Origin of the sequence: Arthrobacter sp. ISL-69 (assembly GCF_018613775.1) — a bacterium.
Classification (GTDB): Bacteria; Actinomycetota; Actinomycetes; order Actinomycetales; family Micrococcaceae; genus Arthrobacter.
Genome location: NZ_JAGGPO010000025.1, coordinates 1 through 18,443, shown reverse-complemented (window position 1 = coordinate 18,443; position 18,443 = coordinate 1). Strand labels below are relative to the sequence as shown.

Annotated in this window: 14 protein-coding genes and 1 pseudogene; 12 read left to right on the top strand and 3 right to left on the bottom strand. The window is 66.1% G+C overall.

Annotated features, from left to right (window positions below; translation table 11 throughout):
* Positions 1-84: 84 nt before the first annotated feature.
* Entirely contained in the window at positions 85-603 is a 519-nt protein-coding gene (locus J7I79_RS17960; RefSeq protein WP_214955491.1) for a gamma carbonic anhydrase family protein, read from the top strand.
* On the opposite strand, the gene J7I79_RS17955 is transcribed toward J7I79_RS17960, so the two are convergent.
* Entirely contained in the window at positions 600-2,330 is a 1,731-nt protein-coding gene (locus tag J7I79_RS17955; RefSeq protein ID WP_214955489.1) for an NAD(P)/FAD-dependent oxidoreductase, read from the bottom strand. The two genes, J7I79_RS17960 and J7I79_RS17955, sit on opposite strands and share 4 nt — an antisense overlap.
* Positions 2,327-3,862: an amino acid permease gene (locus J7I79_RS17950; RefSeq protein WP_214955487.1), complete on the bottom strand. Its 1,536-nt coding sequence runs from the start codon at positions 3,860-3,862 to the stop codon at positions 2,327-2,329. The genes J7I79_RS17955 and J7I79_RS17950 overlap by 4 nt, the downstream gene beginning before the upstream one ends.
* Positions 3,863-3,964: 102 nt before the next feature.
* Here J7I79_RS17950 and alr point away from each other — a divergent pair, with 102 nt between their 5' ends.
* Both alr and J7I79_RS17940 read left to right on the top strand, forming a co-directional pair.
* On the top strand, positions 3,965-5,173 hold the full coding sequence (alr, locus tag J7I79_RS17945; protein WP_214955486.1) for an alanine racemase: 1,209 nt from the start codon (positions 3,965-3,967) through the stop codon (positions 5,171-5,173).
* Positions 5,154-6,896, top strand: coding sequence for a PucR family transcriptional regulator ligand-binding domain-containing protein (locus tag J7I79_RS17940; RefSeq protein WP_396020211.1), 1,743 nt, complete (start codon positions 5,154-5,156; stop codon positions 6,894-6,896). Before alr ends, J7I79_RS17940 begins: the two co-directional genes overlap by 20 nt.
* Here J7I79_RS17940 and J7I79_RS17935 read toward each other — a convergent pair.
* Positions 6,803-7,672 (bottom strand): nitrilase-related carbon-nitrogen hydrolase, encoded by an 870-nt coding sequence (locus J7I79_RS17935; RefSeq protein WP_214955643.1) that lies wholly within the window; start codon positions 7,670-7,672, stop codon positions 6,803-6,805. The two genes, J7I79_RS17940 and J7I79_RS17935, sit on opposite strands and share 94 nt — an antisense overlap.
* Positions 7,673-7,887: 215 nt before the next feature.
* Between J7I79_RS17935 and J7I79_RS17930 the strand changes: the two genes are divergently transcribed.
* The 9 genes and pseudogenes from J7I79_RS17930 to J7I79_RS17890 form a co-directional block, all read left to right on the top strand.
* Positions 7,888-9,078, top strand: a complete 1,191-nt coding sequence (locus J7I79_RS17930) for an ROK family transcriptional regulator (protein WP_214955485.1) — start codon at positions 7,888-7,890, stop codon at positions 9,076-9,078.
* 130 nt (positions 9,079-9,208) lie between these two features.
* The gene (gene mmsA / locus J7I79_RS17925) at positions 9,209-10,768 is read left to right on the top strand and encodes a multiple monosaccharide ABC transporter ATP-binding protein (RefSeq protein WP_214955483.1); all 1,560 of its coding nucleotides are present in this window, start codon (positions 9,209-9,211) and stop codon (positions 10,766-10,768) included.
* Positions 10,769-10,813: 45 nt separating this feature from the next.
* Positions 10,814-12,085 carry a multiple monosaccharide ABC transporter permease gene (gene mmsB / locus J7I79_RS17920; RefSeq protein WP_214955482.1) on the top strand — a complete coding sequence of 424 codons (1,272 nt, stop codon included), beginning with the start codon at positions 10,814-10,816 and terminating at the stop codon, positions 12,083-12,085.
* A 50-nt stretch (positions 12,086-12,135) separates the two neighbouring features.
* Positions 12,136-13,233, top strand: coding sequence for a sugar-binding protein (locus tag J7I79_RS17915; protein ID WP_214955480.1), 1,098 nt, complete (start codon positions 12,136-12,138; stop codon positions 13,231-13,233).
* A 200-nt stretch (positions 13,234-13,433) separates the two neighbouring features.
* A complete protein-coding gene (locus tag J7I79_RS17910; RefSeq protein ID WP_214955478.1) occupies positions 13,434-14,888 on the top strand; it encodes an FtsX-like permease family protein in 1,455 nt (484 codons plus the stop codon).
* 2 nt (positions 14,889-14,890) lie between these two features.
* Positions 14,891-15,598, top strand: a complete 708-nt coding sequence (locus tag J7I79_RS17905) for an ABC transporter ATP-binding protein (protein ID WP_214955476.1) — start codon at positions 14,891-14,893, stop codon at positions 15,596-15,598.
* 191 nt (positions 15,599-15,789) lie between these two features.
* On the top strand, positions 15,790-16,860 hold the full coding sequence (locus tag J7I79_RS17900) for a Gfo/Idh/MocA family protein (protein WP_214955474.1): 1,071 nt from the start codon (positions 15,790-15,792) through the stop codon (positions 16,858-16,860).
* Between the two features lie 130 nt (positions 16,861-16,990).
* Complete coding sequence (locus tag J7I79_RS17895) at positions 16,991-17,950, top strand: hypothetical protein (RefSeq protein WP_214955473.1); 960 nt, start codon at positions 16,991-16,993, stop codon at positions 17,948-17,950.
* Between the two features lie 84 nt (positions 17,951-18,034).
* A pseudogene (locus tag J7I79_RS17890) lies at positions 18,035-18,443 on the top strand (DUF320 domain-containing protein); the annotation flags it as partial.

Here is an 18,443-nt window from a genome sequence, read left to right as displayed (position 1 = left end):
AGGTCAGCTGCGTCACTAGGCACAAAGTCCGCTTGTGGAGTCCGCATACGTGGGCTGACGTGAACAGTGTCCTAGGCTGGGCTCATGGCTCCTCTTTATCCCTTTGCCGGCACCAGCCCGGACGTCCACCCTTCAGTCTTCGTTGCCCCAAGCGCCTCCGTGATCGGCAATGCCACCCTGGCCGAGGACTCCAGCGCGTTCTACGGCGTCTCGGTCCGTGCTGACACCGCCGCCATCACCGTAGGCGCCGGCAGCAACCTGCAGGACAACGTGGTGCTGCACGCTGACCCCGGATTCCCCTGCACAGTGGGCGCCCGGGTCAGTGTGGGGCACAGCGCCGTCGTGCACGGCTGCACCGTTGAGGACGACTGCCTCATCGGCATGAGCGCCACCATCCTCAACGGCGCGGTGATCGGCGCCGGCTCGCTCGTGGCGGCCGGCGCTGTCGTCCTCGAAGGAACGGTTATCCCGCCGCGTTCGCTGGTGGCCGGCGTCCCGGCAAAGGTCCGGCGCGAGCTCACCGAAGAGGAGTTCGACGACGTTCAGCGCAACGCTGCGCACTACCGCGAGCTCGCCCAGGCGCACCGGGAAGTGCACGGCTAGTCCAGGCTGATCGGCCCCAGCGCGTCAAGCAGCTCTCCCGGGCCCGGGTTCCCCGCGGCAGAGTGTCCGCCGAGGTGGTTCACCACGCCCCACACCGCGTTGAGGCCGGTGGTCACGGCGCCCTCGGCCCAGCCGGCGGTGAAAGAAACGTCATCGCCGGCGAGGAAGATCCCGCGCTGGCCCTCCGGCAGTTTGTCCTGCTTGAAGTGCGTGAACAGGCGCTGCTGGTAGCGGTAGTGCCCGGGCAGGTTCGCCTTGAAGGCGCCCATGAAGTTGGGGTCCGCCTCCCAGGAGACCGTGATGGGCTGGCCAATGATGTGGCTGGCGATGTCCATGCCCGGGTAGATCTGCTCGAGTGAGTGCAGCATGAGCTCCACCCGCTGGTCTGCGTCGAGCGCAAGCCACTTCAGCGCGTCGTCGTTCCAGGTGTAGGAGAGCAGGATGACGGCGGGCTTGTCCGGCCCGTCATCCAGCAGGTAAGTGGCGCGGTTCAACCGGTCGGTCAGGGTCATGGACATGACGTCGCGGCCGGTCGCCGGATCGGTGTCCTTCCAGAACGGGCGGTCCACCATCACGAAGGTCTTGGAGGACTGCATATAGTGCGAGCGCTCGATCGCCGTCCACAGCTCCGCCGGGAACAATGCCTCCTCGGTGTGGATCCGGGTGGACAGCAGCCAGGACTGGCACGTGGTGACGACGGCAGGGTAGGACGCCTCCCGGCCCCAGCGTTCGCGCAGGCGCAGGTCGCCGTTGGCGTCCCGGCCGATCCGGTCCACGGCACCGCGCGGGGAACCTGAGTGCAGCGACGCCAGTGACGTCCCTTCCGGCCAGTGGGCCATGCCCGACGGCGCGTGCTGCCAGAGTGCCTCGGGGAGCCGCTGGGCTCCCCCGGCGATGAGGCGGTGCTGGTCATCGGCGTCCGTGTAGACGACGCGCAGGATTTCGAGGATGGAGTTTGGGAAGTCCGTGTCCCAGCCGCCGGTTCCGAAGCCCACCTGGCCGAATGCTTCGCGGTGGGCGAAGCCTGCTTTCTTGAAGGACTCGCTGGCGGCGATGAAGCCGTAGAACGTCTGTTCGTCCATGAGCGGCAGGAGTTCGTTCCAGATCTCCTTGATCCTGGCCGTATCCCGCGCACGGATGGCGTCCTGCATCTCACTGAACTTGGCGCCGTCGTTCACGGCTGCTTTCCAGGCGTCCGCCACTTCGCGGAAGAACGGCGGCAGGTCCGCCGGGGTGCTGGCGTAGTGCTTCTGCCCGGCCAATTCGATCACGGTGCTGGAGGTTGCGGCGGCCAGCGGGTTGGGGAACTCCTGGGTCTGCAGGCCCAGCAGGTCCACGTAGTGGTAGAACGCCCTGCCTGACACCGGGAACCGCATGCCGCCGAGGTCCGCCATCACGCCTGGTGCCGAAGGGAAGCTGGCGGTGCGCAGCCGGCCGCCGATCTGGTCCGCCTCGTACATGACCGGGCGGAGGCCCAGCTTCATCAGTTCGTAGGCCGTGACCAGCCCGGAGAGCCCTGCCCCGACCACTGCCACTTCGGTCCCGTACAGCTCGGGCGGGACCCACCCGAGGCCGGCCGGGTTGGCGAGGTAGTGGTCATAGCTGAACGGGAAGTCCGGGTTCAGCATGGTGATGGGGGCGTCGTTTGCCTGGTCAGGTGTCGGTGCGGCGTCCGGGCCGGCTGCGGCCGCGGGATCGTTTGCCGGCAGTTCGGTGGCGATGGTCATGAAAGGTCTGCCTTCGTCGGTTCGGTGGTGGACGGTGTTGAAATTTCGCGCCCGCTGAGTTCACGGTATTCCTCGTGGCTGAGCGACGCCACCCTGGAGTGGCGCCGGCCGTAGCCGAGGTAGGCTGCGAGGCCCACCAGCATCCAGATGCCGAAGACCACCCAGGTGTCGGCGCCAAGGTTGGCCATGAGGAACGCACACATCAGGGCGCCGAGGATCGGCGTCAACGGGAACAGCGGCACGCGGAAGGTGCGTTTGAGCTCGGGCCGGTTGCGCCGCAGGTAGATGACGGCAATGTTGACCAGGGCAAAGGCAAACAGGGTGCCGATGCTGGTGGCGTCCGCCAGTGCCCCGAGCGGGACCAGCCCGGCGGTGAGGGCGACGGCGATGCCCACGATCAGGGTTCCGGCAACCGGTGTGCCGGTGCGGGACGAGACGCGGCCGAAGATCCTGGGGATCAGGCCGTCGCGGGACATCGACAGAAGGATGCGGGTTTGTCCGTAGAGGACGGTCAGGACGATGCTGGCAATGGCCAGCACGGCGCCGACGGCGAAGACCAGGGCAATCCACGGCTGCCCGGTGGTCTCTTCAAGAATCTTGACCAGGGCGGCCTCGGTGCCGTCGAACCAGCCCCAGGGGCGGGCGCCGATGGCGGCGACAGCAACGAGGACGTAGATGGTGGTGACGATCAGCATGGAGAGCATGATGGCGCGCGGCAGGTCCCGCTTGGGGTTGCGGGCTTCCTCGCCCGCCGTGGAAGCGGCGTCGAACCCGATGTAGGAAAAGAACACCGTAGAGGCGGCGGCCGAGACACCGGCTGCGCCCATGGGCAGGAGCGGTTCGAAGTTGCCTGCGTTGAAGGCGGTGAAGGCTACGACGCAGAAGAACAGGAGGATGCCGACCTTGACCACCACGATGGCGGTGTTGATCCAGGCGCTTTCCCGGGCGCCGCGGACCAGCAGGATCGTGGCCAGGACCACGATGACCATGGCCGGGATGTTCATGATGCCGCCGTCACCGGGCGGCTGGGAGATGGACTCCGGCAGGACCTGCCCGAAGACCGCCAGGGACTCGTTCACGTACTGGCCTGCGCCCACAGCCACGGCAGCCACCGACACGGCGTACTCCAGCACGAGGCACCAGCCGCAGATCCAGGCCATGCCTTCGCCCATGGTGGCGTAGGTATAGGAGTAGCTGGAGCCCGCCACCGGGACCAGTCCGGCCATTTCGGCGTAGGAAACGGCAGAGAGCAGGGCGGCCAGGCCGGCGATCGCGAACGAAATCCAGATGGCCGGACCGGCCAGGGGCACCGATTCGCCGAGGATGACCAGGATGCCTGTGCCCAGGGTGGCGCCGACACTGATCATGGTCAGCTGCAGGACGCCGAAGCTCCGGACCAGTTTGGGGCCGCCGTGGCCGTTTTCAGCCTCGCTGACCATCTGGCCGATCGGCTTGCGGCGCAGCAGCTGCGCAGCCAGGCCCGGACGGCGGGCAGCTGCCGGCTGCCGGCCGGTGAGTGTAGGCACAGTCATCATTGACGTCCGTTCGTGAGTAGTTGTCGGTTTCCCCTTGGTCCAGCTTAGGTTTGTGAGCCACCTCTCACCGTTGTGCAAAATGCCCTATAGTGTTCTGGCATGAGACTTAATGCACACATCGAAAGCCCGCAGGCCGCGGCGCTGACCGGGCAGGTCAGCGTTGACCTTACGGCCATTTCGGACAACATCCGCAACCTCCGGGAGCGCTCCGCCGCACCGCATTTCATGGCCGTGGTGAAGGGCAACGCTTATGGCCACGGCCTGGTCGACGTCGCCCGGACAGCGCTGGAGGCCGGCGCGGACTGGCTGGGCACAGCGCAGCTTCACGAGGCGATCGCCCTTCGCCGGGCGGGCATCACCGCCCCCGTCCTGTCGTGGCTTTACCTCGCGGCGGCCTACAGCGGGACGATCCGGGAGGCGCTGGAGTACGACGTCGATGTGTCGCTGGGCAGCGTTGCCCAGCTCGACGTCGTGGCCGGCATTGCGCGCCGGCTGGGCCGTCCCGCCGTCGTCCATCTTGAACTGGACACGGGGCTGAGCCGCGGCGGGGCGCGGGCGGAGGACTGGGCTGAGCTCGTGGCCGCCGCCCGCTCTGCGGAGCGTGCGGGAACCCTGTCCGTCAGGGGCGTCTGGACCCACCTGGCCTGGGCCGATGTTCCCGCGCACCCCGCCAACTTGGCAGCCGTGGACGCCTTCGAAGAAGCCGTTCGGGAGGCCAGGGCGGCAGGGCTGGAACCGGCCCTCCGGCACGTCTCAAGCTCCGCCAACATCCTTGACCGGCCGGAATTCGCGTTCGACATGGTGCGGGCCGGCCTGGCGTTCTACGGGCTGGCTCCGGCGGACCACCTTGCTCCGGCCGATTTTGGCCTGCGCCCGGCACTGACCGTGACAGCGCCGGTGGTGTTGGTGAAGAAGGTGCCCGCCGGAACCGGCGTGAGCTACGAGCACCAGGCCTTCACGCACGAGCCGCGGTACCTGGGGCTGATCCCGCTGGGTTACGCGGACGGCATTCCGAAGGGCATTTCGGGCCGCAGCCTCATCCTCCTTGGCGGCCGCCGGGTCCCGGTGATCGGCAAGGTCTGCATGGACCAGTTCATGGTGGACCTGGGCCCGGATGCCAACGGCGTGGCCGTTGGTGACACAGCTGTGCTATTTGGCGATCCGCAGACCGGGGCGGCCAGCGCCGATGACTGGGGCGCGGCGATCGGCAGCCACGGCGACGAGATCATCAACCGGATCGCCCCGCGCCTGCCGCGTGCGTACGAGTGCCCGGATTACCAGGAAGCCGGTGGTCCCCTTGGCGCGTGAGGCGGCCGCCGAGCGTCTCGGCTTCGTCACGCTGGAGCAGTTCCTGCAGAAGCTGCCGCCGGAGCTGAAAATACTCCACAACGGCGGCAACGGTGCCGGGCTGCTCCGCTGGGTCGAGCCGAGCGAGCTGGAGGATCCGACGCCGTACCTGCTCGACGGCGAATTCATCCTCACCGCCGGGCTGCCGTTCCTCGGCGACGGCGGCGCGGGAGGGAAGGTGGACGCCTACGTGCAGCGGCTTGTCGGCGCCGGCGTGGGCGCCCTGGGATTCGGGCTGGAACCGTACTTCGATGCCGTGCCCGGCGCCGTGGTTGACGCGTGCCGGCATCACAACCTGACGCTGGTGGAAGTTCCCAAGACTGTTCCGTTTGCCGCGATCGGGCTGGAATTCTCCCAGCTGCTGGAATCGGACAATGCCCGGGTGTTCAGGCAGCTGGCGGACACCAACAGGCAACTGATGCGTGCGGTCCTTTCGGCCAGGCCGGAACACGAGCTCCTGGCGGCGCTGGTGCAGCGGGTTCCGGTGTGGGCACTGCTCGTGGGTGCGGACGGCAGGGTCCGCGCCCGGGCCGCAGCCGGCGGAAGCGCAACCAGCGCACCCGGCGGAAGTGCAGCCGGCGCCGGCGCCACCAGCCCGGGAGGCGGACCGCGGAACGCGCCCGCCGCCGTCGAACTTTCCGCCCTGCAGCCGATACTGAAAAGACTGCTGGCCGGCAGCGGCCCCCGGGTGGAAATGGATTCCCTCGACGAGCCCGGTTCCGCCCTGGTGTTCGGCCACCCGCTCCGCAGCACCCGGGACGCCAACCTCGGCGCGCTGATCCTCGGATCCGGCAGTCCCCTCACCCCGGCGCAGAACAGCGTGGTGTCCTCCGTCGTCGGGCTCCTGGAACTGCTGGTGCGGCAGCGGACCAGCGGCTCACTCGCGCCGAGCCAGCTGGCGACGGCGCTGCTGCTGCACCCGGACAGCGTGGCGTCCGGCGGGACCAGGCATGTCAACGGGCTCAAGGACCTCCTGGCGCAGAGCATTTCGTCCACGCGTTCGGCACCGCTGCGGGTCGTCCAGGGACTCAAAGCCGACGCCGACTGGCCGGCTGGCGACAGCCCCGTCCGGGAACTGCTGCAGTGGCGCCGGATGTTCGACACCAAGCTGGTGGAGATCACTGACTACGGCTTCGCTGCCATCACACGCCTCAAGGCGGACGAGGCACTGCTGGCCGAAACGGAGAAGCTCGGCTGGCGGCTGGTGATCGGGGATGCCACGGAGTTCCAGGGGCTGGCTTCCGCATACCAGCGGGCCAGTTCGCTGCGCGCACGGGTCCAGGCAACCGGGAGGAGTGCCCGGGTGGACGAGGTGACGTGGTCGGTCGCCGGGCTGCTCGGCCGCGAGGCCGGGACCATGCTTGCGGCCCGGCTGCTGGAGCCGGTGCTCAGCCAGGAAGAACCTGAGCGGCGATCCGCCCAGCTGGCGGTGCTGCGGACTTGGCTCGGCGAAAACGGGAGCTGGGACGCCACAGCGAAGGCCCTGGGACTCCACCGCAACAGCGTCCGCCGGCAGATCAATGCCCTCGCTGAACTGCTGGACACCGACCTCAACCAGGCCCAGGTGCGCGCGGAACTCTGGTTCGCCCTTCAGTACGTGGACGAACCCCCGGCCGCGGATCCTTCCCCTGCCGCCGCGGGCCCGCGTCCCGCGCCTGACCCGCGCGGTTCCCAGTCTCGGTAGACCTCCGGCCGGCGCTCCCGGAGGTACGGCACGGCGTCCCGCGCTTCGCGGGCGGCCGCGGCGAAGACCTCGGCGAACAGCAGCTCCGGCGCCGGCCCGGCCGCGGCCAGCAGCGATCCGTCGGGACCGGCGATCACACTGCCGCCCAGGAACTCGCAGCCGTCCTCCGTGCCCGCGTGATTGGCGTAGGCCACGGTCAGCTGGCTCTCCAGTGCCCGTGCGCGCAGCAGGACCTGCGGGACGGAATCGAACCCCTGCGCCAGGGCCGTGGGAACCAGGAGCAGTTCGGCGCCGCGGACGGCGGCAGCACGCACGGCCTCCGGAAATTCGACGTCGTAGCAGATCACCATGGAGGTCCTGATCCCGTGGAAGTCCACGACGGCGGGAGGTTCGGTTGCCGGGCTGAAGGCCTTGCGCTCCTCCGCGCCGAACAGGTGCACCTTGGCGTAGTTCAGCAGCTCTGCGCCCTCCTGGTCCACGAGGGTGGAGGTGATCTGCCACCGCCCATCCGCTGTAACGGCCGGCAGGCTGTACACCAGGGCGATGCCGTTCCGCCGGGCGATGTCGGCCAACTGCCGGCGGATGGACGGCAGCCTGGCTGGGTCCAGTTCCGCCCGGATCCGAAGGGGCGCGTAACCCACGGGGAACAATTCCGGCGTGACCAGCACCCGGGCCCCGGCCGCAGCGGCCCTTTGGGCGGCGTCATTGACTGCGCCGCAGTTGGCTTCCACATCGAGCACGGCGGAGTTCGCCTGCATCAGCGCCAGCAGCACCATTACCACCTCTAGAAGTCTCCGGGATGCCCGCGGGAACACGCGGACTCTCTGTATTTACCAGCCTAGCCACGGGTGCCGGCGATGGCGCAGGTGCATTTCCACCCGGAATCCGCGGCCGGCGGTGCGGAACGTCCGTGCGCGCCGGTCCGGCAACGTGATTGCCTCTTGCGTTAACTTCTTGACTACAACGGTGGAGATGGTGCACGCTTCATTGCATGCCCTCAACACCGCGCTCAACGAGGAGCCGAACCAAGAATCCTGGTTCACAGTCCGCATTGAGGCACCTGAACCAGCAACGGATCATCGAGTGCCTTCTGAACGGTCCGTCAACCCAGGCTGAACTCGCCCGGCAGACCGGCCTGTCCACGGCCACGGTCTCCAACATCGTCAAGATCATGCAGGACGCCGGGCTGGCGTCCACGGAACCGATCACCAGTTCCGGCCGGCGCGCACTTAACGTCCGGCTCAACAGCAACGGGGCCGTGGCCGTGGGCATCGACTTTGGTCGCCGCCACCTCCGGGTGGTCCTCGCCACGCTGAGCTACCACATTATCGCCGAAGAGTCGGTGCTGCTGCCGCTGGGCCACCACTCCGACGAAGGCATCCGTGCCGCCGTCGACCTCCTGGCCAAACTGCTGGACGAAAGCGGCGTGGAGCGCAGCGCCGTGGTGGGTGCCGGCGTCGGAATTCCCGGTCCCATCGACCGCCGCACGGGCACCGTTGCCCAAGGCGCCATCCTCCCTGAGTGGGTGGGAATCAACATCCTCCGGCACCTTGAGGACACCCTGAATTTCCCCGTCTTTGTTGACAACGACGCCAATCTTGGCGCGCTCTCCGAGGTCACCTGGGGACCCCACAGTGGCATCAGTAACCTGATGTTCCTGAAGATCGGTTCGGGCATCGGCGCAGGCCTGATCCTCAACAGTGCCCCGTACTACGGCAACGTGGGCATCACCGGCGAAATCGGCCACGCCACCATCCATGAGCACGGCCTCATCTGCCGCTGCGGAAACAGGGGATGCCTTGAAACCATTGCCTCCACAACCACCATGATCGAGCTACTCAGCCGCGGCGAGGAGAAGCCGCTCAGCGCCGAAGACATCGTCCGCAAGGCGCTAGAGCGGGACTCCGCAACCCTGCGGGTAGTGGACGACGCAGGCCTGGCCGTGGGCCGGGCCCTGGGCAACGTGGCCAACCTCATCAACCCTGAGGTCATTGTGGTGGGCGGTCCGCTGGCCGGGTTAGGAGACCTGCTCCTGGACCCCATCCGACGGGGGCTTGTCCGCCATGCGGTGCCCGTGATCGGCGAGACCACCACACTGACGATGTCCTCGCTGGGCGACCGGGCGGAGGCGCTCGGGGCTGCCGCACTCGTCTTCCAGCATGCGGGAATACGCCGCTCCTGATCGTTTCGTTATCTGGCTGTTGCGTTAAAGACTTGACGACAAGGGCTGTGATCCAGTTTACTTTTTCATCAGACGGCCCTGCGGTTTGCGGGGCGGACAACGAAGTCATGCATTGGAGGCGTAAGGGCATATGACGTCCCAGACCACGCACAGCGATCCGATACTTCTCGAGATGCGCTCCATCACCAAGGAATTCCCCGGCGTTAAAGCTTTGTCCGAGGTAAGCCTGCGGGTGAAGGCCGGCGAGATCCACGCAATCTGTGGTGAGAACGGCGCCGGCAAGTCCACCCTCATGAAAGTCCTGTCCGGCGTGTACCCGTACGGCAGCTACGACGGCGACATCGTCTACCAAAACGAGGTTCAGCAGTTCAAGGACATCCGCGCCAGCGAGCATGCCGGCATCGTGATCATCCACCAGGAACTGGCGCTCATTCCCGAACTGTCCATCATGGAGAACATCTTCCTGGGCAACGAACCCACCAAGCGCGGCGTGATCGACTGGGCCGAGGCCAGGACCCGGTCCACGGAGCTGCTGGCCAGGGTGGGGCTGCGCGAAGATCCCGATACCGCCATCAAGGAAATCGGCGTCGGCAAGCAGCAGTTGGTGGAAATCGCCAAGGCCCTGAGCAAGTCGGTAAAACTGCTGATTCTGGACGAGCCGACGGCAGCCCTGAACGAATCCGATTCCCAGCACCTGCTGGATCTCATGCTCGGGCTCAAGGGCCGCGGCATCACGTCCATCATCATTTCCCACAAGCTCAACGAGATCGAACAGATCGCCGACTCCATCACCATCATCCGTGACGGCAAGTCCATCGAGACCCTCGATGTGAAGGCCGACGGCGTTGACGAGGACCGCATCATCAAGGGCATGGTGGGCCGGACGCTGGAATCCCGCTTCCCGGACCACGAACCCAAGATCGGCGAGGTGTTCTTCGAGGTCAAGGACTGGAACGTGGGCCACCCGCAGATCCAGGACCGGATGGTCTGCAAGAACTCCAACTTCTTCGTCCGCCGCGGCGAGATCGTCGGTTTCGCCGGGCTGATGGGCGCCGGCCGCACCGAGCTGGCACGCTCGGTCTTTGGCCGCTCGTACGGACGGTTCATCTCGGGCCAGATCTACAAGGACGGCAAGGCGGTCACGCTCCGCACCGTACGCCAGGCGATCGACAGCGGACTTGGCTACGTCACGGAGGACCGCAAGTCCCTCGGCCTGAACCTCCTCGATGACATCAAAACCACCACTGTCGCGGCCAACCTCAAGAAGATCAGCAAGCACAACGTGGTGGATCCCAACAAGGAGTTCACCGTTGCGGAGCAGTACCGCAAGTCGCTGCGGACCAAAACGCCCTCGGTGGAAGAAGGCGTCGCCAAGCTCTCAGGCGGCAACCAGCAGAAAGTGGTGCTCGCGAAATGGATGTTCACCGACCCGGACCTGCTGATTCTTGACGAGCCCACCCGCGGCATCGACGTCGGCGCCAAGTACGAGATCTACGGCATCATCCAGCAGCTGGCCAACCAGGGCAAGGGAGTGATCGTGATTTCCTCCGAGCTGCCCGAGCTGCTTGGCCTCTCCGACCGCATCTACACCATCTTCGAAGGCGCCATCACAGGTGTCCTGGACAAGGATGACGCCAGCCAGGAAAGCCTGATGAAGCTCATGACATCCGCCCGCAAGACCGCCGCCTGACCCTGTGGATACCTCCAGAACCTTCCAGACACAAGGACCGAAACAATGAACGCGCTCAAGAAGCTCTTTGGCGGAAACACCCGCCAATTCGGCATGATCTTCGCCCTGGTTGCACTGATCGTCTTTTTCCAGATTTTCACTGAGGGCCGCACGCTCACCCCGGGCAACGTCATCAACCTCTTCAACGGCAACTCCTACATCCTGATCCTGGCCATCGGCATGGTCCTGGTGATCATTGCCGGCCACATCGACCTCTCTGTCGGCTCCGTGGCCGCCTTCGTCGGCGTCACCGTGGCACTGGCGATACGTGACTGGGGCATCCCCTGGTACGCCGGTGTCCTGCTGGGCCTGGCCCTCGGGGCGCTGATCGGGGCCTGGCAAGGGTTCTGGACCGCCTATGTGGGCATCCCTGCCTTCATCGTCACCCTTGCCGGCATGCTGCTGTTCCGCGGCTTCAACCAGTTCGTGGGCAAGTCCAATACCATCCCGGTCCCCAGCGACTTCCAGTACCTCGGATCCGGCTACCTCCCCGAGGTGGGACCCAGCACCGGGTACAACAACCTCACCCTGCTCCTGGGCCTGCTGGCCGTGGCCTTCGTGATCTTCAGCGAAGTCCGTTCACGCCGCCGGGCCATCGCGCTGGGTGCCGAAGTCCCCGAATCCTGGGTGATGATCCTCAAGCTGGTCCTGATCTGCGGCGCCATCCTGTACGCCACGTACCTGTTCGCCACCGGCCGCCCGGGCACGTCGTTCCCCATCCCCGGCCTGATCCTCGCCGTCCTCGTCATCATCTACGGTTTCATCTCGTCCAAGACCATCGTCGGCCGCCACATCTACGCTGTCGGCGGCAACCGGCACGCCGCCGAACTCTCAGGCGTCCAGTCCAAGAAGGTCAACTTCCTGGTGATGATGAACATGTCCATCCTGGCCGGCCTGGCCGGCATGATCTTCGTTGGCCGCTCCACCGCCTCCGGCCCGTTCGACGGCGTCGGCTGGGAACTGGACGCCATCGCGGCCGTGTTCATCGGCGGCGCCGCCGTGACCGGCGGCGTGGGCACCGTGATCGGCTCGATCGTCGGTGGCCTGGTCATGGCCGTCCTGAACAACGGCCTGCAGCTCCTGGGCGTCGGCGCCGACCTCACCCAGATCATCAAGGGCCTGGTGCTCCTGATCGCCGTCGCCTTCGACGTCTACAACAAGACCCAGGGCAAGAAGTCGATCATCGGCATGATGATGAAGAACTTCGGCCGCAGCAGCACCGAGCTGCAGCCGGACGAGACCACGGCCACAAAGGACGTCATCCGCAAGGAAGCCTGAGCGCTTCCCCACGATTCTCCGCACACCATCTAAAGAAAGTGAACCAAGCAATGCAAATGATTGGTAAAGCAGGAAAGGCAGCAGCGATCGCTGCTATTGCGGCACTGGCGCTGACAGCCTGCGGCCGCGCCGAAACCGGCACCACGGGTGGTAGCAGCGGCGGCGAGGCATTCCCCAAGAACTCCTCGATCGGCGTCGCGCTCCCCCAGAAGACCAGTGAAAACTGGGTGCTGGCCGAGAAGCTGTTCAACGACGGCCTGAACGGAGCCGGCTTCAAGGCTGACGTCCAGTTCGCCAACGGCGGCGTCTCCGAGCAGCAGAACCAGATCAGCGCCATGGTCACCAAGGGTGCAAAGGTCATCATCGTGGGTGCCATCGACGGCGCCCAGCTGGGTACCCAGCTCAAGCAGGCCAAGGACTCCGGCGCCACCATCATCGCCTACGACCGCCTGCTCCTGAACACCGAGAACGTGGACTACTACGTGGCCTACGACAACTTCAAGGTGGGTGAGCTGCAAGGCCAGGCGCTGCTGGACGGCATGAAGGCCAAGAAGCCTTCCGGCCCGTACAACATCGAACTGTTCGCCGGTTCCCCGGATGACGCCAACGCGAAGGTCTTCTTCGACGGCGCCATGAGCATCCTCCAGCCGAAGATCGACGACGGAACGCTGAAGGTGCTGTCCGGCCAGAAGTCCTTTGGGCAGGCAGTTACCCAGGGCTGGAAGGCTGAGAACGCCCAGCGTCGGGCCGACACCCTGCTGACCGGCAGCTACGGCACCGCTTCCCTGGACGGCGTCCTGTCCCCGAACGACACCCTGGCGCGTGCAGTCCTGACGTCCGTCAAGGCTGCCGGCAAGCCGCTTCCTATCATCACCGGCCAGGACTCCGAGGTTGAGTCCGTCAAGTCCATCATGGCCGGCGAGCAGTACTCCACCATCAACAAGGACACCCGCAAGCTCGTTGAGCACGCGATCACCATGGTCAAGGACATCCAGGCCGGCAAGACGCCGGAGATCAACGATGACAAGTCCTACAACAACACGGTCAAGACCGTTCCGGCCTACCTGCTGGAGCCGGTCATCGTGACCAAGGAGAACGTCAAGACGGCCTACGTCGACGATCCGGTACTCGGCCCGATCACCAAGTAGTCCGCGCTTCGGCGCCTGCACGTCAAGGGCCCTGGCCCGCCCGACAGGGTGGGACCGGGGCTCTTGCGTTCCCCGGACCGCACAGCCGCCCGGGCTTCACAGCGCAAACATAGCTTCGGCCCGACCTCCGCACAGCCGCGCGCAGCACTGTGGGATCAGCACGCCGGCCATCCCGTCCGGCCAGAGATCCTAGGAGTATCGTGAGCGTCCTCGCCCGAAGTGTAGGCAATGCCTTCAGAAACAAGGTCCGAACCGGGGCCGTGGTGGCGGTGCTGGCAGTGGCAATCGGCCTGGCCCTGTCCATGCTGGTGGCCAACCAGGCAGTTGCCGCCAAAGTCACCGAACTGAACGCATCGGTAGGCACCGTGTTGACCGTCAACCCGGCCGGCGGCCAGGGCTTCGAAGGCGGCGGCGAGCCGCTCGCGGCTGAACAGGCCGCCACTGCGGCCGCCGTACCCAACGTGACCGCCGTGGTCGGCACCAAGGCGCTGCGCCTACGCAACGCAACCGAAGCCGCAGCGCAGGCGGCAGCCGGAACCCAGGCGGCCGGCCCCGGCGGAGGTCAGGGCGGACCCGGCGGGCAGACCACCACCACGCTGACCACCAGCCTCACCGCCGCCGTCGACGCCGGAACGCTCGGCAACCGCAACCAGGCCAGCGAGGGAACCACCGGATCAACCGGAACCACCCAGCCGGCGCGGACCATGTCGCTGCCCATTACTGCCACCGGAATCGGTGCCGAGGTGGACAGCACGGGCAAGGCCCTGACGATCACCGAAGGTTCCAGCCTGGGCGACTACACCGCCGAGTCAACCAACGCGCTCCTGGGCACCACCCTCGCCGAAAAGAACGGCCTCAAGGTGGGCTCCACGTTCACCATCAATGACCAGGCCTACACCGTTGCCGGCCTGTTCGATGCAGGCACCACGTTCGGCAACAACGCCCTCTACGTCACCCTCCCGTCCGCCCAGACACTGGCTGAACTGCCGGGCGAGCTGTCCACCATGATCGTCACGGTGAACAGCATGGAGAACGTGGACGCCGCCAAGACCGCGCTCCAGGACGCCCTCGGTACCGACAAGGCCGATGTCACCCAGGGCCAGCGCAACCTTGAAACCGCCGTCAGCTCCCTGGAAAGCGTCAAGAACATCTCCTTCATCGCGTTCGTTGCGGCACTGGGCACGGCCGGCCTGATCATCCTCCTGATCATGGTGATGCTGGTCCGCGAGCGCCGTCGCGAAATCGGTGTGCTCAAGGCGATCGGCGCCCCCAACCGCACCATCGGACTCCAGTTCGTCCTTGAGGCGCTGGTCCTGGTGGCGCTCGGCAGCGTGGTGGGTGCCGCCGTCGCCTCCTTCGCCAGCGGTGGCATCGCCTCCGCGCTGATCAGCTCCAACAGCAGTACGACGACGGCGGCAACCACCGGGCGCGGCATGCCCGGCGGGGCGGCGGGCTTCCCCGGCGGCGCTGGTCTTCCCGCTGGGGGGCCGTTCGGCGGAGCGTCCCAGCTGCTGACCACCGTCACCGCGAGCGCCTCCCCGGGTGTGATCGCCGCCGGCATCGCCGCAGTGTTCGGCGTCGCCATCATCGGAGCACTTGTCCCCGCGCTCCTGACCGCCCGCATCCGCCCCATCGAAGTCCTCCGAGGAGAGTAGCCATGATCGAAGTCAAGAATCTCGTCCGCACGTTCAAGTCCGGCGACCGCACCATCAAACCCGTCAACGACGTCAGCTTCGAACTCGAACAGGGCACGCTCGCCTCCATCGTGGGCAAGAGCGGCAGCGGCAAGAGCACCCTGCTGTCCCTGCTGGGTGCGCTGGACAAGCCCACCAGCGGGGACGTCGTCGTCAACGGCGTCAGCCTGGCCAGCATGCCGGACGGCAAGCTGACCGAATACCGGCGCCGCGACATCGGCTTCGTCTTCCAGCAGTTCAACCTGATCCCCAACCTGTCCGCCGTGGACAACGTGATGCTGCCGATGGAGTTCGCGGGGGTCCGCAAGGCCGCGCGGCTTGCACGGGCCAAGGAACTGCTGGAGCAGGTGCAGCTGGATCCGGAGAAGCACGTGCGCCGCATCAACCGACTGTCCGGCGGCGAGCAGCAGCGTGTAGCGATTGCCCGCGCGCTTGCCAACGAGCCGAAGCTCATCCTGGCCGACGAGCCCACCGGAAACCTGGACGAGCAGACCGGTGACCACATCATCGAGCTCCTCAGCTCGCTCAGCCGCGACCACAACACCACCATCCTGGTGGTCACGCACGACAGAGCGCTGGCAAGCAAGACGGACCGCCGGTTCCGGCTGCAGCAGGGGCGCCTCACCGAAGAGCCCGCACGCACCCGGGTGGGAGCGGCCGCCCCGGCGTAGGCGTCTCGGCGCCGACGGGGGCGCCCGGGAGCGTCGGCGGGAGCTGAGGGAGGGCCGATTTGAACCCTCTCTCAGCTCCTGCAGTCTTTCAGGCAATCCTCTCTCACCTTTTGCACGAAATATTCGGACGCTCTCTCAGTACTTGCGCGTATTTCCTGAACGCTCTCTCAGCTGAGTGAGAGGATGGCACAATGAGTGCCCCTATCGCGCAGCCGTGGCTGTTCAGCCAGTCCGACCAGGATCCCCGTTCCGCCACAGGACGCACTCTGAGGTGGGGCGTAGTAGCAACAGGCGGCATTGCCCAGTCGGTGGTGCAGGACCTCGTCCAACTCGCCGATGCGGAACTCTACGCGGTTAGCTCCCGCACGCAGGCTACGGCTGATGCGTTCGCGGCCAAGTACGGTTTTGCCAAAACGTACGGTGACGATGCCAGCGGCACAGGCTACCAGCGGCTGTTGGCGGACAGCGCCGTCGATGTGGTCTATGTGGCCACTCCGCACGCCCAGCACTACGAAGTTGCACTGGCCGCACTCAATGCAGGCAAGCACGTGCTGTGCGAAAAGGCCCTGACCATCAACGCGCGGGAAGCTGCCGAGCTCGTGGCCCTTGCACGGTCCAGGAAGCTCTTCCTGATGGAAGCCATGTGGAGCCGGTTCCTGCCCAGCATGCAGCGAGCGTTCGACATCGCGTCGTCCGGGGAACTCGGAGCCGTCCAGTGGGTCACCGCGGATCTCGGATTCCCGGCGGTCTACTCCCCCACTGCACGTATCTGGGCCCTCAAGGACGGCGGCGGCGCACTCCTTGACATAACGGTTTACCCCCTGTTGTGGGCATTGGGAACCTTGGGCCTGCCTCAGTCCGTCAGTGCCACCGGCACAGTAAATGACGACGGCGTGGATGCCCAGAACGCGTTGACGCTCGGATACCACCACGGAGCGCAGGCCCAACTGACATCGTCCCTCACGGCCTACGGTCCGCGAACAGCCACCGTCGCTGGAAGCCTGGGGTATTTGCAGTCCATCGGTTCAATCAATAACCCGAGGGAACTGCTTGTAAGAATCGGCATGGAGGAACCGCGGATTGAACGCTTCGACGTCGTCGGCCGTGGCTACACCTACGAGCTCCGCGAGGTCACCCGCTGCATCCAGCAGGAACTCACGGAGAGCCCGGTCATGCCGCTTGAGGATTCGCTGAATGTCATGCGGCTGTTCGATGGCGTCCGTGCGCAGCTCGGCGTGGCCTACCCGAATGATGCGCGCTAACCCGGCCCGACGCCATCGGAAAATAATCAATTCGCCGGACTATCAACCGAAAACTCTGGACTCCTGCTCGTGGTCGTGCCTAGGCTGTAGGCAATCGTCGATTTTTCGAGGAGCTTCGGGGGTGTCGCGGATGGAATCAGCACGTTCGCCATGGCGCACGCTCCGTCCCTTGCTTCTTGCAGGCGCGGCAGCAACGGCGTGGCTGGCACTTTCAGCCCCTGCTGCCAACGCCGAGTCGACACCCGATTCCGGTTCGCTGCTGGGCACCATCAGCTCGTCTGTTTCGTCGGTGGCTGGAACAGCCGCTACCCCCGTCGACGACACCCTGGCCTCCGTCGGGCACGCTCTCGCCGAACCTCCAGCCCAACCGGCAGCTCCCGAACCGGCCGGCATGCTTCAGCCTCTTACCGGCGCAGCAACCGGAACCGTGGACTACTTCATCGACGCGGTTCCGGTGGTGAACCAGATAGTGCCCAGCGGGACCAGCGGCACGGTCACGTCACCGGTAATCGCGGCAGCTGACACGTTTGTGGCCGAAGCCGCTCACGCCGATTTGCCCGCCGCGGGCGATGCCCTGCCCGTTCTTGAACCGGTCCTTGAGCCGGTGGACGAGCTGCTGACGGGCACGGATACGCTGCCACTCCCTCTTCCGGTTAGTGAAGCCCTGGCCCCGGGACTTGCGGCTGTTACGGATTCTTTCGCTTTCGACGGCGGTTTCGGCACCGAAGTCGGGCCAGCCGCTGAGGTGCAGTTGGGCGCCATCCCCCTCAGTTACCGGTTGCCGCTGATGCCGGAGTCCACGCTATCGTTGCCGGTCGCAAACCTTGGCTCGGCACGTTCTTCCGCTGCGCCTGCCTGGAGCCCTGAATCCCCCGGCAACGGCGATGGCACTGCAGGCCCTTATGAGCTTCCGGCTGTTCCGGGCTCCGGTTCGGGGACCAGCCAGTCGTCCGGCGCGGGCCCCGGTGGCCCCGCTTGGCTTTCAACTTTCCACATGGACGTTCCACTGACCGGTGTTTTCCCCGTCAGCGGCCCCCTGCAGAATTCCCCCGCGCCGGTGTCTTTCGACCCCGGTTCATCTCCTGACTAGTTGGGCCTCCCCTGCGCCTATGCGCGGAAAACGGCCACTTGGGCTGCCTTGGGCGCCCAACAACAACTTTCAGGAGAAATCACAATGCACGCACATATCCGCAGAGGGCTGCTCAGCACCCTCTTTGCCGGAGGGTTACTAGCCCTCGGCACCACCGCTGCCAGCGCAGCGGATACAACGAGCGGGTCGGATGGTCTCACATCCGGCACTACCGCCACGGTCTCAGCGGCGGTCGCCGCAAACTCGTCGTTGGGCCTACTGGGTGACTCAACGCCGGAAAAAACCACCGCTGATCTGGGCGCAGTTGTCGACGTCAACCTCGGCACCGGCAACGTCGGAACAGCAGGAACCGACACCACCACGGCTGACGTCGCGGCAGTTGTAGACCTCGGCGCCGGCACCAACAACGGCGCCACCGGAACCGACACCACCACCGCCGACGTCGCCGCCGCTGTGGACGTCAACCTCGGCACCGGCAACGGCACCACGGGTA

Bases quoted from the DNA above. Each gene is read 5' to 3' on its own strand.
- mmsB (WP_214955482.1), top strand. From the start codon at position 10,814: ATGAACGCGCTCAAGAAGCTCTTTGGCGGAAACACCCGCCAATTCGGC.
- J7I79_RS17950 (WP_214955487.1), bottom strand. From the start codon at position 3,862: ATGACTGTGCCTACACTCACCGGCCGGCAGCCGGCAGCTGCCCGCCGT.
- J7I79_RS17915 (WP_214955480.1), top strand. From the start codon at position 12,136: ATGCAAATGATTGGTAAAGCAGGAAAGGCAGCAGCGATCGCTGCTATT.
- mmsA (WP_214955483.1), top strand. From the start codon at position 9,209: ATGACGTCCCAGACCACGCACAGCGATCCGATACTTCTCGAGATGCGC.
- J7I79_RS17935 (WP_214955643.1), bottom strand. From the start codon at position 7,672: ATGGTGCTGCTGGCGCTGATGCAGGCGAACTCCGCCGTGCTCGATGTG.
- alr (WP_214955486.1), top strand. From the start codon at position 3,965: ATGAGACTTAATGCACACATCGAAAGCCCGCAGGCCGCGGCGCTGACC.
- J7I79_RS17895 (WP_214955473.1), top strand. From the start codon at position 16,991: ATGGAATCAGCACGTTCGCCATGGCGCACGCTCCGTCCCTTGCTTCTT.
- J7I79_RS17930 (WP_214955485.1), top strand. From the start codon at position 7,888: ATGCCCTCAACACCGCGCTCAACGAGGAGCCGAACCAAGAATCCTGGT.
- J7I79_RS17955 (WP_214955489.1), bottom strand. From the start codon at position 2,330: ATGACCATCGCCACCGAACTGCCGGCAAACGATCCCGCGGCCGCAGCC.
- J7I79_RS17905 (WP_214955476.1), top strand. From the start codon at position 14,891: ATGATCGAAGTCAAGAATCTCGTCCGCACGTTCAAGTCCGGCGACCGC.
- J7I79_RS17900 (WP_214955474.1), top strand. From the start codon at position 15,790: ATGAGTGCCCCTATCGCGCAGCCGTGGCTGTTCAGCCAGTCCGACCAG.
- J7I79_RS17960 (WP_214955491.1), top strand. From the start codon at position 85: ATGGCTCCTCTTTATCCCTTTGCCGGCACCAGCCCGGACGTCCACCCT.